This window comes from Variovorax paradoxus EPS (assembly GCF_000184745.1).
Classification (GTDB): Bacteria; Pseudomonadota; Gammaproteobacteria; order Burkholderiales; family Burkholderiaceae_C; genus Variovorax; species Variovorax paradoxus_C.
Map to the genome: position 1 here is coordinate 3,439,102 of NC_014931.1, position 16,219 is coordinate 3,455,320.

The following is a 16,219-nucleotide window of genomic DNA, read 5'->3' on the forward strand; positions in this document are numbered from 1 at the left end:
GCGCCTTTTCCTACACGCGCACTTTCTCCCCAGCCTGATATTCATTCCATGAAAAAACACATCTTGCAGGCCGTCGCGGCCGCAGCGCTGATCGGTGCCATTCCCATGGCGGCTCTGGCGCAGAACGCAGCCATCGTGAACGGCAAGCCGGTGCCCAAGGCCCGCATGGACGTTCTGGCGCAGCAACTGGCCGCCGCAGGCCGCCCGGTGACGCCGGAAATGCAAAGCCAGCTGCGCGAGGAAATCGTGGCCCGCGAAGTGTTCATGCAGGAAGCGCAGAAGCAAGGCCTGGACGCCAACGACGACTACAAGAATCAGCTCGAACTCGCCCGCCAGGCCATCCTGATCCGCGCGCTGTTCGACAACTACCGCAAGACCAACCCGGTCTCGGACGCCGACGTGAAGGCCGAGTACGACAAGTTCGTCGCAGCCAACGGCGGCAAGGAATACAAGGCCCGCCACATCCTGGTGGAGACCGAGGACCAGGCCAAGAAGATCATGGCCGACCTGAAGAAGGGCGCCAAGTTCGAAGACATCGCCAAGAAGCAGAGCAAGGATCCGGGATCGGGCGCCAACGGCGGCGACCTCGACTGGGCCAACCCCGCGAGCTTCGTGCCCGAGTTCTCGGAAGCGATGATCAAGCTGAAGAAGGGCGAGACCACGCCGGCGCCCATCAAGACGCAGTTCGGCTATCACATCATCCGCGTGGACGACATCCGCCAGGCGCAACTGCCGAAGCTGGAAGAAGTGAAGCCGCAGGTCACGCAGCAGCTGCAACAGCAGCGCCTGCAAAAGTACCAAGAGGAACTGCGCGCGAAGGCCAAGGTCGAGTAAGCCTCGCGCTTCTCTCCCCCATAAAAAAAACGGCCTGCGGGCCGTTTTTTTTATGGGGCTGCCGCAGCAGCCTTCAGGTGATCAACCCACCCACTTGCGCGCGTTGCGCCAGATCTGCATCCAGGGGCTCAGTTCGCTCCGGTCGCCCGGCGTCCAGCTCATCTGGATGTTGCGGAACACGCGCTCGGGGTGCGGCATCACGGCGGTGAAGCGGCCGTCGGGCGTGGTCACCGAGGTCAGGCCACCGGCGCTGCCGTTCGGGTTGAACGGGTACTGCTCGGTGGCGTTGCCGTGGTTGTCCACGAAGCGCATCGCCGCGATAGCCTTGGCTGCGTCGCCGCGGTGCTTGAAGTTCGCGTAGCCCTCGCCGTGCGCCACCGCGATCGGCAGGCGGCTGCCGGCCATGCCTGCGAAGAAGAGGCTCGGCGATTCGAGCACTTCGACCATCGACAGGCGCGCCTCGAAGCGCTCGCTCTGGTTGGTGGTGAAGCGCGGCCAGGCTTCGGCGCCGGGGATGATGTCGGCCAGCTCGGCGAACATCTGGCAGCCGTTGCACACGCCGAGGCCGAAGGTGTCTTCGCGTCCGAAGAAGGCCTTGAACTGCTCGGCCAGCTTCGGGTTGAAGGTGATGCTGCGCGCCCAGCCGGTGCCGGCGCCCAGCGTGTCGCCGTAGCTGAAGCCGCCACAGGCGACCACGCCCTTGAAGTTGGCGAGGTCCGCCCTGCCCGTCTGCAGGTCGGTCATGTGCACGTCGTAGGCCTCGAAGCCCGCTTCGGTGAACGCATAGGCCATCTCGACATGCGAGTTGACGCCCTGCTCGCGCAGGATCGCGACCTTGGGGCGCGACTGCAGGATGGCCGGCGCCGCAGGCTGCGCGTTCGGCAGGAACACATGCATGCCGGGGTCCGAAACTTCGCCAGCCGCGGCGTGCTCGGCATCGGCGCAGGCTGGGTTGTCGCGCTCGCGGGCGATCTTCCAACTCACCGAGTCCCACACCTGGTGCAGGTCGTGCAGCGACGCGCTGAACACCGACTTGGCATCGCGCCAGACTTCGAGCTTGCCCTTGCCCGCATCCATGGTGGAGCTGACCGGGCGCGTCTTGCCGACGAAATGGCTGTGCGCGCTGAGGCCATGCGCGCGCAGCACCTGCATCACGTCATTGCGCTCTGCCGTGCGCACCTGCAGCACCATGCCGAGCTCTTCGTTAAAGAGCGCCTTGAGCGTGAGCTCCTCGCGCCGCGCGCTGACCTGCTGCGCCCAGTTCTTGGCGTCGCCGGTTTCCATGCGGCTGTCGGAGATGCCGTCTCCTTCGGTGACCAGCATGTCCACGTTGAGCGCCACGCCGACGTGGCCGGCGAAGGCCATCTCGCAGGCGGTGGCAAACAGGCCGCCGTCGCTGCGGTCGTGCATCGCGAGGATCTTGCCGTCGGCGCGCAACGCGTTCACTGCATTGACCAGCGCCACGAGCTGGGCCGGGTCGTCCAGGTCAGGCACGGTGTCGCCGCTCTGGCCGAGCGCCTGCGAGAGGATGCTGCCGGCCATGCGGTGCTGGCCACGGCCCAGGTCGATAAGCACGAGCGTGGTGTCGGCTTCTTCTGCGTCCAGTTGCGGCGTGAGCGTGCCGCGCACGTCGGCCAGCGACGCGAAGGCGGTGACGATCAGGCTGACGGGCGAGGTGACCTTCTTGGCCTCGTCGCCGTCCTTCCACTGCGTGCGCATCGACAGCGAATCCTTGCCGACCGGAATCGACACGCCCAGCGCCGGGCACAGTTCCAGGCCCACGGCCTTGACGGTCTCGTACAGCGCGGCGTCTTCGCCGGGCTCGCCGCAGGCGGCCATCCAGTTGGCCGAGAGCTTGACGCGCGAGAGTTCGATCGGCGCGGCCAGCAGATTGGTGATGGCCTCGGCCACGGCCATACGGCCCGAGGCCGGCGCGTCGAGCGCGGCCAGCGGCGTGCGCTCGCCCATGCTCATGGCTTCGCCGGCGAAGCCCTTGTAGTCGGCCAGCGTCACGGCGCAATCGGCCACGGGCACCTGCCATGGGCCGACCATCTGGTCGCGGTGGGTCATGCCGCCCACGGTGCGGTCGCCGATGGTGATGAGGAAACGCTTGGAAGCGACGGTCGGGTGCGCGAGCACGTCGATGGCAGCCTTCTGCAGATCGACGCCCGTGAGGTCGAGCGGCTTGAAGGTGCGGGCGACGGTCTTCACGTCGCGGTGCATCTTGGGTGGCTTGCCGAGCAGCACTTCCATCGGCATGTCGACCGGCTGGACCGCTGCGCCTTCGTCGGCGACCAGCAGCTGGCGCTCTTCGGTCGCCACGCCGACCACCGAGAACGGGCAGCGCTCGCGCTCGCAGAAGGCCTTGAACTGTTCGAGCGAGTCCGGCGCGATGGCCAGCACGTAGCGCTCCTGGCTTTCGTTGCACCAGATTTCCTTCGGTGCCATGCCCGACTCTTCGAGCGGCACGGCGCGCAGGTCGAAGTGCGCGCCGCGGCCGGCGTCGTTGGTCAGCTCGGGGAAGGCATTGCTCAGGCCACCCGCGCCCACGTCGTGGATCGCCAGGATCGGGTTGGCCGCGCCCTGCTGCCAGCAGTGGTTGATGACCTCTTGCGCACGGCGCTCGATTTCGGGGTTGCCGCGCTGCACCGAGTCGAAGTCGAGCTCGGCCGCGTTGGCGCCGGTGGCCATCGAGCTGGCGGCACTGCCGCCCATGCCGATGCGCATGCCGGGGCCACCGAGCTGGATCAGCAGCGAGCCGGCGGGGAACTGGATCTTCTTGGTCTGGGTCGCATCGATGCTGCCAAGGCCGCCCGCGATCATGATGGGCTTGTGGTAGCCGCGCTGCACGGTGTCGAGGTCGCTCGTCACCGCCTGTTCGTATTCGCGGAAGTAGCCCAGCAAGTTGGGCCGGCCGAATTCATTGTTGAACGCGGCGCCGCCGAGCGGGCCCTCGGTCATGATCTGAAGCGGGCTCGCGATGTGCTCGGGCTTGCCGTAGTGGCCGTCTTCAGGCCAGAGCTTGGAGACGGTGAAGCCAGTCAGGCCCGCCTTGGGCTTGGAGCCGCGGCCGGTGGCGCCTTCGTCGCGGATCTCGCCGCCTGCGCCGGTCGAAGCACCGGGGAACGGGGAAATCGCGGTCGGGTGGTTGTGCGTCTCGACCTTCATCAGCACATGGCTCAGGGCGCTATTTTTCTGATAGCTCTGCGAACCGTCGGCCGGAGTGAATCGCTCGATGGTCGCGCCTTCCATCACCGAGGCGTTGTCCGCATAGGCGATGACCGTGTGCTGCGGGTTCTGTTTCTCGGTGTGGCGGATCATCGAGAACAGGCTCTGCGGCTGCGCCTTGCCGTCGATGGTGAACTGGGCGTTGAAGATCTTGTGGCGGCAGTGCTCGCTGTTGGCCTGCGCGAACATCATCAGTTCGACGTCGCTGGGGTTCCGGCCGAGGCGCGTGAAGGCTTCGACAAGGTAGTCGATCTCGTCCTCGGCCAGCGCCAGGCCGAAGCCGGTGTTGGCAGCGACCAGGGCCTCGCGGCCGCCGGCTTGCACATCGACCTGCGCCATCGGCTGGGCCGGCAGTTCGCTGAAAAGGCTGGCCGCCTGCTCGACGGTGGCGAGCACCGATTCGGTCATGCGGTCGTGCAGCGGGCCGGCCACGGCGGCGAGCGTGTCGCCTTCGATGACGGGCGTCTTGCCGATCAGCGGCGACTTGAGCTTCAGGTGGTATTGCGTGACCCGCTCGACCCGGCGCAGCGCCAGGCCGCAGTTGTGGGCGATGTCCGTGGCCTTGGAGGCCCAGGGCGACACGGTGCCCAGGCGCGGCGTGACGACCACCGAAGTGCCCGCCTTGGCCGGCGCCTCGAAGGGCTCGCCGTAGGTCAGCAGCGCGGCGAAGCGGTCACGGCCGGCCGCATCGAGTGCGGCATCGGTGACCACCAAGTGAACGAAACGGGCCGAAATGCCCTCGATGCGCGGCTCGATGGCCTGCAGCTTCGGCAGCAGTTGCCGCGCGCGGAAATCGCTGAGTGCGCTGCCGCCCTCGAACAGGGTTACGACGGGAAGGGCTTGAGGTGCGGGCTGCGTCACGGTCGATGTGGGGCCTCGGGGGCCGCGTTGGGAATCAAGAAATCGAGGGCGGATGGCCGCTGACTGGGGCCATCCGCGTTAACCCGGGATTTTAGGCCAACGCCGGGCCACCCCAAGCGGGCCGCGCCCTCGGGGGCAGCGGGAACACGAAGTGTCCCGCGTTGGGGGCAGGCTCGTTCTCCGATGGGATAATTCGGGCCATGAGCATTACCTACAAAGACGCTGCGGGCATCGAAGCCATGCGCGTCGCCTGCCGCCTTGCCTCCGAGGTGCTGGACTACCTCACGCCCCTCATCAAGCCCGGCATCACGACCAACGACGTGGACCGGCTCGCCGCCGAGTACATGGTCAAGCAGGGCACCACGTCGGCCACTGTGGGCTACATGGGCGCCAGCAGCGTGCCTTTTCCGAAGTCGCTCTGCACCTCGGTGAACCACGTGGTGTGCCATGGCATCCCGAACGACAAGCCCCTGAAGAAGGGCGACATCATGAATGTCGACGTCACCGTCATCAAGGACGGCTGGTTCGGCGACAACAGCCGCATGTACGTGATCGGCGACGCCTCCATCGCCGCAAAGCGCCTGTGCAGCATCACCTTCGAAGCCATGTGGCACGGCATCCTGCAGGTGCGCCCCGGTGCGCATCTCGGCGACGTGGGCCATGCGATCCAGAAGTTCGCCGAGGGCCAGGGCTTCTCGGTGGTGCGCGAGTTCTGCGGGCACGGCGTGGGCCAGCGTTTCCATGAAGAGCCCCAGGTGCTGCACTACGGCCGCCCGGGCACCATGGAAGAGCTCAAGCCCGGCATGATCTTCACGATCGAGCCGATGATCAACGCCGGCAAGCGCGACGTGAAGGAAGACTTCAAGGGCGGCCAGTACGACGGCTGGACCATCGTCACCCGCGACCATTCGCTGTCGGCCCAGTGGGAGCACACCGTGCTCGTCACCGAAACCGGCTACGAAGTGCTGACGCTCTCCGAAGGCAGCCCCCCGCTGCCCTCCTTCGTCACCTCGACAAAAACCTGACGCGCCGAAGCGCGCCCCCGCCGTGATCGAAGCAGCCAAGATCGATGTGGCGACGCTGCGCGAAGCCTATCGCGCGAAAAAGCTCGCCCTTTTCGACACCCTGCGCTTCGCACGCGCGCCCACCCGCAGCGTCCATACGGTGCTGCGCCAGCTCTCGGCGCTGGCCGACCAGACGCTGTGCAGCCTGTGGCAGGAAGCCAATTTCGGCGACTCGCTGACCCTGGCCGCCGTCGGCGGTTTCGGCCGCGGTGAGCTGTTCCCGTATTCCGACGTCGATGTCCTCCTGCTCCTGCCGCCCGAAGGCCACGAGAGCGAGATCGACCCGGCCCGCATCGAAGCCTTCATCGGCCACTGCTGGGACGCCGGGCTCGAAATCGGCTCCAGCGTGCGCACCGTCGAAGAGTGCCTGGCGGAGGCCGAGAAGGACGTCACCGTCCAGACCTCGCTGCTCGAAGCCCGGCTGATCGCGGGCAACAAGAAGCTCTTCGTCGCTTTCCGCCGCCGCTTCACGCGTGCCATCGATCCGCAGGCGTTCTTCGTGGCCAAGTCGCAGGAAATGCGGCACCGCCATCAGAAGTTCGACAACACGCCCTACGCGCTCGAACCCAACTGCAAGGAATCGCCCGGGGGCCTGCGCGACCTGCAGACCATCCTCTGGATGACCAAGGCCGCCGGCTACGGCAGCCGCTGGGACGACCTGGCCAAGAACGGCCTGGCCACCTCTTTCGAGGCGCAGCAGATCAAGCGCAACGAGGCGCTGCTCTCGCTGATTCGCGCCCGCCTGCACGTGATTGCCAACCGGCGCGAAGACCGCCTGGTGTTCGACTTGCAGACCGCCGTGGCTGCCAGCTTCGGCTACGAAAGCGAATCGCAGCGCAAGTCCAGCGAGGCGCTGATGCGCCGCTACTACTGGGCGGCCAAGGCCGTGTCGCAGCTCAACCAGATCCTGCTGCTCAACATCTCCGAGCGCCTGCAGCCCAGCGACGAGCAGCACACGCCGATCAACGAGCGCTTCTACGAGCGCGCCGGCCTCATCGAGATCGCGAGCGACGACCTCTACGAGCGCGAGCCGCATGCGGTGCTCGAGACCTTCCTGCTCTACCAGAAGACCATCGGCGTGAAGGGCCTGTCGGCGCGCACGCTGCGGGCGCTCTACAACGCGCGCCATGTGATGGACAGCAAGTTCCGCAACGACCCGGTCAACCACGAGACCTTCATGCGGATCCTGCTGCAGCCCTACGGCATCACGCATGCCTTCCGGCTGATGAACCAGACCTCGGTGCTCGGGCGCTACCTTCGCGTATTCCGCAGCATCGTGGGGCAGATGCAGCACGACCTGTTCCACGTGTACACAGTGGACCAGCACATCCTGATGGTGCTGCGCAACGTGCGGCGCTTCTTCATTGCCGAGCATGCGCACGAGTACCCGTTCTGCTCGCAGCTCGCGGCCGGCTGGGACAAGCCCTGGATCCTGTACGTGGCGGCCCTCTTCCACGACATCGCCAAGGGCCGCGGCGGCGACCATTCGACGCTCGGTGCGCGCGACGTGCAGCGCTTCTGCAAGCAGCACGGCATCGCGCGCGAAGACTCCAAGCTCATCGAATTCCTCGTGTCCGAGCACCTGGTGATGAGCCAGGTGGCCCAGAAGCAGGACCTGAGCGACCCCGAGGTGATCGGCGCCTTCGCCAAGCGCGTGGGCAACGAGCGCTACCTCACCGCGCTGTATCTGCTCACCATCGCCGACATCCGCGGCACCTCGCCGCGCGTATGGAATGCATGGAAAGGCAAGCTGCTCGAAGACCTGTACCGCTACACGCTGCGCGCCCTCGGCGGACGCATGCCCGACCCGGACGCCGAAGTCGAATCGCGCAAGCGCGAGGCGTTGGTGCAGCTCGCCCTGCATGCCCAGCGCTTCGAGGCGCACAAGGCGCTCTGGGACACGCTCGACGTCGGCTATTTCATGCGGCACGACGCCACCGAAATCGCCTGGCACGCCAAGCAGCTCTCGCGCTTCGTGCCGCCGCCGAACGTGCCGATCGACCCGAAGGCGCCGCCCATCGTGCGCGCGCACCTGTCGCCGGTGGGCGAAGGCCTGCAGGTGGTGGTCTACACGCCCGACCAGCCCGACCTGTTCGCGCGCATCTGCGGCTACTTCGACCAGTCGTCGTTCAGCATCCTGGATGCCAAGGTGCACACCACGAGCAACGGCTATGCGCTCGACACCTTCCAGGTCGTGACCACCTTCCTGCCCGACCACTACCGCGACCTCATCAGCATGGTGGAGTCGGGCCTCGCGCAGACGCTCACCGAAGCCGGCGCCCTGCCCCCGCCGAGCATGGGCCGGGTGTCGCGCCGGGTGCGGAGTTTCCCGATCAAGCCGCGCATCAGCCTCTTGCCCGACGACAAGGCGCAGCGCTGGCTGCTCAACATCTCGGCCAGCGACCGCGCGGGTCTTCTGTATTCGGTGGCGCGGGTGCTGGCGCGCCATCACCTCAATCTGCAGCTCGCCAAGGTCACGACCCTGGGCGAGCGGGTGGAAGACACCTTTCTGATCAGCGGCCCCGAGCTCCAGGGCCAGAAAACGCAGCTGGCCATCGAGAAGGACCTGATGGAAGCGCTGGCCTGAAAGCAGTCAACCGGGGTCGGCGTCGCCGCGTTTTCATCAACTTCTGCAAACAAAAAGATTCATTTTTGAGTCTTTGACCGTTCAGAATGGCCTTCATGGACCCCTTGCTGCTTCAGCTTTCCGACTCGGTTTCTTCCGCCAGGACCCTGGAGGATCTGACGCGTCCCATGCTCGAGATGCTCGAGGCCGTGAGCGGGCTGGAGTCGACCTATCTCACGATGATCGACCTGGACAAGGGCCTGCAGCACGTCCTGTATGCGCGCAACACAAGGCAGATGCAGATTCCCGAGGGCCTGAGCGTCCCCTGGGACGACACGCTTTGCAAGCGCGCCCTCGACGAGGGCCGCTCCTATACCGGCAACGTCGCCGAGTGCTGGGGCGATTCGGATGCGGCGCGCGACCTCGGCATCCAGACCTATGTCAGCATGCCCGTGCGCACCGACAGCAGCGGCCTCTACGGCACGCTGTGCGCGGCCAGCGCCGCGCAGGTGCCGCTGCCTCCGAATGCAGAGAACGTGCTGGGCCTGTTCGCCAAGCTCATCGGCCAGCATGTGGAGCGCGAGATGCTTTTCGCGCGCCTCACGCAGGCCAACTCCGAACTGGCCAGCCACGCCGCCACCGACATGCTCACCGGCCTGCCGAACCGCCGCTCGCTCGACGAGGCACTGGACCGCCTGCTCGCGCAGAGCCAGCGCAACGGCACCTGCGTCCTGGTGGCCTTCATCGACCTGGACGGCTTCAAGCAGATCAACGATGCGCACGGCCACGAGGTGGGCGACGAGTTCCTGCTCGCCATGGCCACCCGGCTCAAGGCAACGTTGCGCGCCGGCGACATGCTCGCGCGGCTGGGCGGCGACGAGTTCGTGGTGATCGGCGCCGGTCCCGCCTGCGACGCGGCAGGCGAGGCGCCGGCCGCCGCGGCCGAAGCGCTCGCCCAGCGAATCACGGCCGCGGCCACGGGTGAGTTTCAGCTGCCAGCGCTGGTCATCGACTACGGCGGTGCGAGCGTCGGGGCGGTGGCCGCCGATCCGCGCGTCACGTCGGCCCGCGACGCCCTGCGCCAGGCGGACGCCGCCATGTACGACATGAAGCGGGCGCGCCGCGCGCTCTCGCGGGAACGCAACCTGCACGCCTGAACGGCCCCGCCGGCCGCGGCTATACCCCGCGGCGGTCCGCCGGATCGGGCAACCTGAACGGCTTCGGCCGCTGCGCCCGACCTCAGGCCGGCCGTGTCCGTGCGGCCCCTATTGCAACAGCACGCTCACGCATCACCGATGCGCCGGCTGGGTACCCACACGTGCCGAAAAATTCTTCTCATCCTGAATCCAATCTCGCCGCAGCTACGTATGCGTCGCCAATGGTTTCCATTTTTAGAAACATTGTTTGACATGTGTTGTCGATCGTTATTTGGTCCAACACAATGCCCCGATATGGACATCGAAGAGAACGTTTTTCAGTACTACGAAGGTCGGGCATGCAGCGCCCAATGGCTGGCATTCAACCGGGGCATGGCGGCCGAATTGAGCGCCGGCTTGCCGCCTGAAGACATTCGGCAGCTTTTCTTCCGCATCGGCCAGCGGGTGGCCGAAGCCCTCCCCGTCGCGCCCTGCGAGACCCTGGCCGATCTGCAGTCGCAGTTCAATGCGCACTGGCACGGCATCGACTGGGGCTTCAGCAGCCTGCGCGAGGAGGCCGATTGCGTCGCCATCACCCACGCCTGCAGCCCCATCGCGATGGCCTTCGGTCCCGAAGCGACCGGCTGGAGCACCGGCTTCTTCGAAGGCGTCTACCAAGCCTGGTTCGATGCCCAGCGCATGCCCCCTTCGCTGCGCGTGATGGCGCTCGACGGCGGCGCGCCGGCGGGCCCGGTGGTCGAACTGCGTCTCGGCAGGAGTTCGCCATGAGCCGCGACGACCGCTCCGCCGAAGACGTCGCCGGCCTGTTTCGCAAGTTCGGCGGGGACGCACACAACTACAGGGAGTTCAGCGCACCCGAGGAGGACGCGCAGGCCGCCGGCAACTGGCCGCTGCTCTCGGGCGGGCCGATCGATCGCCCGCCGGTGGCACCGCCTGTGCCCGCCGCGGCGCCGGCCATTGCGCCGGTTGCGCCGGTTGCACCAGTTGCAACGACCGCGCCGGCCGTATCGGTTGCCCCGTTCGCACCCGTCGCGCCGTTGATCCCGGCAGCGACCGCCGCGACGCCATCCGCCCCCGCCCCGTCGGCAGGAGCCGCGCCCGGCGAACTGCAGGCGCTGTTCGCACGCCTCGCGCAGCCTCAGCGCCCCGCAGCGGCGCCGGGCCCCATGTCACGCTGGCGACGGCCGACGTGACGATGGTTGTCGTTCCTGTCATTTCCTCCAAGGGCGGCGTCGGCAAGACAACGGTTGCCGCGAACCTGGCCACGACCCTCGCAGCACGAGGACGCCAGGTGCTGGCCATCGACCTCGATCCGCAGAATGCGCTGCGCTTCCATCTGGCGAACGATCCGCGCGGCTGCGAAGAAGGCCTGGTCGCCGCGGCGAGCGGCCAGTTGCCCTGGACGCAGGCGATGCGCCCCGCGCATGGCGGCGTGGTGCTCTTGCCCTTTGGCACGGTCGACGACGAGCGGCAGATCGGCTTCGAGCACGACCTCTCGCGCCATCCCGGCTGGCTGGCCGACACGCTCGCGCGCTTCGGGCTGCCGGCCGACATGCTGGTGGTCGTCGACACCCCGCCCGGCCCCACCGTCTACCTGCAGCAGGCCCTGCGCGCAGCCGACCTCTGCGTGATCGCGGTGCTGGCCGATGCGGGCTCGTTCGCCACGCTGCCGATCGTCGAGCGAATGGTCGACAAGTACTGCCGGTCCCGTGCGGATTACCGCGGCAGCGCCTATGTCATCAACCAGGTCGATCCCGGCCAGCGGCTGAACCACGACGTCCTGGCGGTGCTGCGCGCGCGCCTGCAGCCCGAGCTGCTGGGCGTGCTGCACCTGGACGCCTCGGTGTCCGAGGCGCTCGCCTCCGCCCTGCCGGTGCAGCGCTACGCACCCATGAGCCAGGCGGCCGAAGACGTCTCGGTGATCGCCGACCGGCTCCTCGCGCGCCTCGCAGCCCCCGCGCCTTCACCCTCATCCGCGCACGCCTCGCCGCTGCGCCAGGAAACGCCCCGATGAAAAGCAATACCGGCAACTCCGGGTACGTGCCCCGCGAAGCGCCCGGTTTCCTGCGCCTGTGGCCGGTGCGCCTGGCCGGCTGGCTCACCGCGCTGGCCGTGCTGCCGGCGCTGATCATCGCGCCGATGACCTTCGAGCAGCAGCTGGTGCTCTCGGTCGGCATCTTCGTGGCGGCGCTGGTGGCGAACCGCTTCCAGGGCCGCTTCGCCGGGCTGGTGATGATCGTGCTGTCGGTCGTCGTGTCCTCGCGCTACACCTACTGGCGGGTGACCGAGACGATGTACATGGACAACCCGCTGGACCTGGTGCTGGGCGCGGGCCTGCTGATGGCCGAGCTCTACGCCTTCGTGGTGCTGCTGCTGGGCTATGTGCAAACCGCCTGGCCGCTGGAGCGCAAGCCGGTGCCGCTGCCCGAAGACACGGCGCTGTGGCCGACCATCGACCTCTTCATTCCGACCTACAACGAGCCGATATCGGTGGTGCGGCCCACGGTGCTGGCGGCCCAGTCGATCGACTGGCCGCGCGACAAGATCAAGATCTTCGTGCTGGACGACGGCCGGCGCGAGGAATTCCGCGTGTTCTGCGAAGAGGTCGGCGTGACCCACGTCACGCGCGACAACAACCGCCATGCGAAGGCCGGCAACATCAATGCGGCGCTGAAGAACACCACCGGCGAGTTCGTCGCGATCTTCGATTGCGACCACATCCCGACGCGCTCGTTCATGCAGATCGCCATGGGCTGGTTCGGCCGCGACCCGAAGCTGGGCATGGTGCAGCTGCCCCACTATTTCTTCTCGCCCGACCCGTTCGAGCGCAACCTGGACACCTTCGGCACCGTGCCCAACGAAGGCGAGCTGTTCTACGGGCTCATCCAGGACGGCAACGACCTCTGGAACGCCACTTTCTTCTGCGGTTCGTGCGCGGTGCTCCGGCGCACCATCGTCGAGGAGGTCGGCGGCGTCGCGGTGGAAACCGTGACCGAAGACGCGCACACCGCCCTCAAGATGCATCGCCGCGGCTACAACACCGCTTATCTCGCGCTGCCGCAGGCGGCCGGCCTGGCCACCGAGAGCCTCTCGAGCCACGTGGGCCAGCGCATCCGCTGGGCGCGGGGCATGGCGCAGATCTTCCGCATCGACAACCCGCTCTTCGGTCGCGGGCTGCACTGGGCGCAGCGGCTGTGCTACCTGAATGCGATGCTGCATTTCCTGTATGGCCTGCCGCGCCTGATCTATCTCACCGCGCCGCTGGCCTACCTGTTCTTCGGTGCAAGCGTGATCCACGCCTCGGCCTCGATGATCTTTGCGTTCGCGCTGCCGCACATCCTGCATGCGAACCTCACCAACAGCCGCATCCAGGGACGCTTTCGCTACCTGCTGTGGAACGAGGTCTACGAGGCGGTGCTGGCCTGGTACATCTTCCGGCCCACGCTGGTGGCGCTGATCAACCCCAAGCTGGGCAGCTTCAACGTGACGGCCAAGGGCGGCCTGGTGCGCGAGGAGTTCTTCGACACCCTGATCGCCAAGCCCAGCCTGGTGCTGCTGCTGCTGAACTTCCTGGGCGTGGGCGCGGGCCTGTGGCGGCTGACCTGGGTCGATCCGCAGAACATCGCCACCGTGTGGCTCAACCTGGCGTGGACCTTCTACAACCTGATGATCCTGGGCGCCTGCGTGGCGGCGGCCAACGAGTCGCGCCAGGTGCGGGGCGCGCCCCGCGTGGCGCTGCAGGTGCCGGCCACCCTGTACTTCGCGGATGGGCATTCGGTGCGCTGCACCACGTCCGACTTCTCCGCCGGTGGCCTGGGCGTGGAGCTGCCGGCCGACATGCAGCTTGCGCAGGACGCGAACGTCGTGGTGGCGCTCTACCGCGGCGAAGCCGAGTCGCGCTTTGCCACCACCGTGCGTTTCAGCAAAGGGCGGCGCGTCGGCCTTCACTTCGCCCCGATGACCCTCGCCCAGGAACGCGCGCTGGTGCAATGCACGACGGCGCGCGCCGACATCTGGGCCGCGCGGTGGGGCATCCACCCGCGGCAGGGCATCCACCGGGTGCTCGGCCACATCGTGAGCATCAGCGGGACCGGCTTTCGCAACATGTTCTCCCATTACTACCGCGCCGCCACCTCCCGGCTGCGCCCCACCGCGGCTTCGTCGTCGAAGCCGCCCGTCGAAGCGAAGGAACCCGTGTGACGACCTCCCTGCAAGCGCCCGGCCGCGATGCACCTGCCCTGCGCCCGGCGCCGAACCGCGGAGCCACCGTGCTGGCGTTCGCCCTGGCCGCCGCAACAACGGGCGGCGCGTGGGCGCAGCCCCAGCTCCAACTTCAGCCCCAAACCCAGGCCCGGCCGGCCATTCCGGCGGCCGCCGCCGCACCCGGCGGTGCGGTCCGCGAACTCAACCTCACGCAGCTGGGCATCGACTACGCGGTGCAGCTGCGCGGCATCAGCGGCACCATCGGCATTCCGTTCAACGTGCGCGCCGACGAGCTGGTCACTGCCGCGTCGCTCAAGCTGAACTACGCCTACTCGCCTTCGCTCATTCCCGAGCTCTCGCACCTGAAGGTCACGGTCAACGACGTGCTCGTCGCCACGCTGCCGGTGAACCGCGCGGAGGCCGGCAAGCCGCAGACGCAGGACATCCCGATCGACCGGCGCCTGATCACCGAGTTCAACCGCATCAACGTCGAGTTGGTCGGGCACTACACGCGCGAATGCGAGGACCCGGCCCACACCAGCCTCTGGGCGCGCATCGACGCGTCGAGCACGCTCAAGCTGACGGTGTCGCCGCTCAAGCTCACCAACGACCTGGCCACGCTGCCGCAGCCCTTCTTCGACCGCCGCGACGTGCGGCGCGCCCGCATCCCCTTCGTGTTCGGGGGCGCCGAGTCGCCGCCGCTGCTCGAGGCGGCCGGCATCGTCTCCTCGTGGTTCGGGGCGCTGGCGGACTACCGCGGCGCCACTTTCCCGGTCACGCGAGGCGAGCTGCCCGCCGGGCATGCCGTGGTCTTCGTGCTGCCCGACACCCAGATCCCGAACCTTTCGCTGCCGTCCATCCAGGGGCCGGCGCTGGCGGTCGTGGACCATCCGCAGGACCCGGCCTCCAAGCTGCTGCTGGTGATGGGCCGCGATCCGGCCGAGCTGCGCACTGCCGCGGCCGCGCTGGCGCTGAACAGCCGCGCGTTCTCGGGCGATCGCAGCAGCATCGCCGCGTTCCAGGAACCGCCGCCGCGCAAGCCCTACGATGCGCCGCGCTGGGTGCCGAGCGACCGTCCGCTGCAACTGGGCGAGCTCACCGACGCCGCCGGGCTTTCGGTGTCGGGCTACACGCCCGACGTGGTGCGCGTGAACCTGCAGCTGCCGCCCGACCTTTTCACCTGGCGCAGCCGCGGCATTCCGCTCGACCTGCAATACCGCTACACGCCGCGCGTGCGGCCCGACCAGTCGACGCTCAACCTGAACGTCGACGACAACTTCATCGGCGCGCTGCCGCTGCGCTCGGCGAACCCGGCGGGCGACCGCTGGTGGAACCCGCTGGCCGTGAAGGTGATGCCCGACGGCACGGTGGCCGAGAACCGGCAGGTCATGCTGCCGCCGCTCGCGCTGGGCCCGCGCAGCCAGCTGCGCATGCACTACTACTTCGAGCCTTCGGGCGGACGCTGCCAGCCGCTGCTGGACAACGTGCGCGGCGCGATCGACCCGACCTCGAAGATCGACGTGTCGGGGTTCCCGCACTACATCGCGATGCCCGACCTGGCGGCCTACGCCAACGGCGGCTTCCCGTTCTCGCGCATGGCCGACCTCTCCGAAACCGCGGTCATCCTGCCGGACCAGGCCGATCCCGCGGACACCGAAACCTACCTGGGCCTGCTCGGCCAGATCGGGCATGCCACCGGCTACCCCGCGCTGCGCGTGAAGGTGGGCCGCGCCGCCGAGGTGTCGCAGTGGGCCGACAAGGACCTGCTGGTGATCGGCAACCTGCAGAACCAGCCGCTCTTCGCGCAATGGGCGGCGAAGATGCCGCTGCAGCGCAACGGCACTTCGCCGCAACTGAAGCTCGGCAGCTGGCTGGACACCGCCATCGACTTCGTCATCGGCGCGCGCAAGCGCGAAGACCTGGCCGGCGGCATGCAGATCGCGGTGAGCGAGGACGGCCGCGACGCGGTGCTCGCGGGCTTCGAATCGCCGCTGCGCAGCGGTCGCAGCGTGATCGCCGCCGTCACCAATCCGGCCTCGAAGGAAGCGCTGCTGAGCGCGCTGATGACGCCCGAGCGGCTCAAGCGCATCCAGGGCAGCATGGCCATCGTGCGCGACACGCAGGTGCACAGCGTGCTCGGCGAGGACACCTATTACGTCGGCCGCCTGCCGCCGATGGCCTGGCTGCAGTGGAACCTGTCGCGCAGCCCGCTGCTGCTCGCCGGGCTGGTGGTGGCGCTGGCCCTTCTGGGCGCGGCGGTGGCCTTCGCCAGCCTGCAATTGCGCGCACGGCGCCGCCTGCGTTGA

The 16,219-nt window shown here is 67.8% G+C and carries 10 protein-coding genes; 9 read left to right on the forward strand and 1 reads right to left on the reverse strand.

Going from position 1 to position 16,219, the window contains the following annotated elements:
• Positions 1 to 48: 48 nt before the first annotated feature.
• Positions 49 to 834 (forward strand): peptidylprolyl isomerase, encoded by a 786-nt coding sequence (locus tag VARPA_RS15950; RefSeq protein WP_013541614.1) that lies wholly within the window; start codon positions 49 to 51, stop codon positions 832 to 834.
• An 81-nt stretch (positions 835 to 915) separates the two neighbouring features.
• On the opposite strand, the gene purL is transcribed toward VARPA_RS15950, so the two are convergent.
• The gene (gene purL / locus VARPA_RS15955) at positions 916 to 4,923 is read right to left on the reverse strand and encodes a phosphoribosylformylglycinamidine synthase (RefSeq protein ID WP_013541615.1); all 4,008 of its coding nucleotides are present in this window, start codon (positions 4,921 to 4,923) and stop codon (positions 916 to 918) included.
• A gap of 200 nt (positions 4,924 to 5,123) precedes the next feature.
• On the opposite strand from purL, the gene map reads away from it, so the two are divergent.
• From map to bcsB, 8 genes are all read left to right on the forward strand, one after another.
• Positions 5,124 to 5,948 carry a type I methionyl aminopeptidase gene (map, locus tag VARPA_RS15960; protein WP_013541616.1) on the forward strand — a complete coding sequence of 275 codons (825 nt, stop codon included), beginning with the start codon at positions 5,124 to 5,126 and terminating at the stop codon, positions 5,946 to 5,948.
• A 22-nt stretch (positions 5,949 to 5,970) separates the two neighbouring features.
• Positions 5,971 to 8,574, forward strand: coding sequence for a [protein-PII] uridylyltransferase (locus VARPA_RS15965; protein WP_013541617.1), 2,604 nt, complete (start codon positions 5,971 to 5,973; stop codon positions 8,572 to 8,574).
• A 95-nt stretch (positions 8,575 to 8,669) separates the two neighbouring features.
• Positions 8,670 to 9,710, forward strand: coding sequence for a sensor domain-containing diguanylate cyclase (locus VARPA_RS15970; protein ID WP_041943682.1), 1,041 nt, complete (start codon positions 8,670 to 8,672; stop codon positions 9,708 to 9,710).
• Positions 9,711 to 10,004: 294 nt separating this feature from the next.
• Positions 10,005 to 10,478 (forward strand): cellulose biosynthesis protein BcsD, encoded by a 474-nt coding sequence (bcsD, locus tag VARPA_RS15975; RefSeq protein ID WP_013541619.1) that lies wholly within the window; start codon positions 10,005 to 10,007, stop codon positions 10,476 to 10,478.
• On the forward strand, positions 10,475 to 10,903 hold the full coding sequence (gene bcsR / locus VARPA_RS30230; RefSeq protein WP_013541620.1) for a BcsR/BcsP family cellulose biosynthesis protein: 429 nt from the start codon (positions 10,475 to 10,477) through the stop codon (positions 10,901 to 10,903). The genes bcsD and bcsR overlap by 4 nt, the downstream gene beginning before the upstream one ends.
• 2 nt (positions 10,904 to 10,905) lie before the next feature.
• Positions 10,906 to 11,724, forward strand: a complete 819-nt coding sequence (gene bcsQ / locus VARPA_RS15985) for a cellulose biosynthesis protein BcsQ (RefSeq protein ID WP_013541621.1) — start codon at positions 10,906 to 10,908, stop codon at positions 11,722 to 11,724.
• Positions 11,721 to 13,910 carry a UDP-forming cellulose synthase catalytic subunit gene (bcsA, locus tag VARPA_RS15990; protein WP_013541622.1) on the forward strand — a complete coding sequence of 730 codons (2,190 nt, stop codon included), beginning with the start codon at positions 11,721 to 11,723 and terminating at the stop codon, positions 13,908 to 13,910. Before bcsQ ends, bcsA begins: the two co-directional genes overlap by 4 nt.
• Positions 13,907 to 16,219, forward strand: coding sequence for a cellulose biosynthesis cyclic di-GMP-binding regulatory protein BcsB (gene bcsB / locus VARPA_RS15995; protein WP_013541623.1), 2,313 nt, complete (start codon positions 13,907 to 13,909; stop codon positions 16,217 to 16,219). The genes bcsA and bcsB overlap by 4 nt, the downstream gene beginning before the upstream one ends.

What these genes read in the sequence shown, in the direction of transcription:
- VARPA_RS15950 (WP_013541614.1), top strand. Translation starts at nt 49, where the DNA reads ATGAAAAAACACATCTTGCAGGCCGTCGCGGCCGCAGCGCTGATCGGT.
- map (WP_013541616.1), top strand. Translation starts at nt 5,124, where the DNA reads ATGAGCATTACCTACAAAGACGCTGCGGGCATCGAAGCCATGCGCGTC.
- VARPA_RS15970 (WP_041943682.1), top strand. Translation starts at nt 8,670, where the DNA reads ATGGACCCCTTGCTGCTTCAGCTTTCCGACTCGGTTTCTTCCGCCAGG.
- bcsD (WP_013541619.1), top strand. Translation starts at nt 10,005, where the DNA reads ATGGACATCGAAGAGAACGTTTTTCAGTACTACGAAGGTCGGGCATGC.
- bcsR (WP_013541620.1), top strand. Translation starts at nt 10,475, where the DNA reads ATGAGCCGCGACGACCGCTCCGCCGAAGACGTCGCCGGCCTGTTTCGC.
- bcsQ (WP_013541621.1), top strand. Translation starts at nt 10,906, where the DNA reads ATGGTTGTCGTTCCTGTCATTTCCTCCAAGGGCGGCGTCGGCAAGACA.
- bcsA (WP_013541622.1), top strand. Translation starts at nt 11,721, where the DNA reads ATGAAAAGCAATACCGGCAACTCCGGGTACGTGCCCCGCGAAGCGCCC.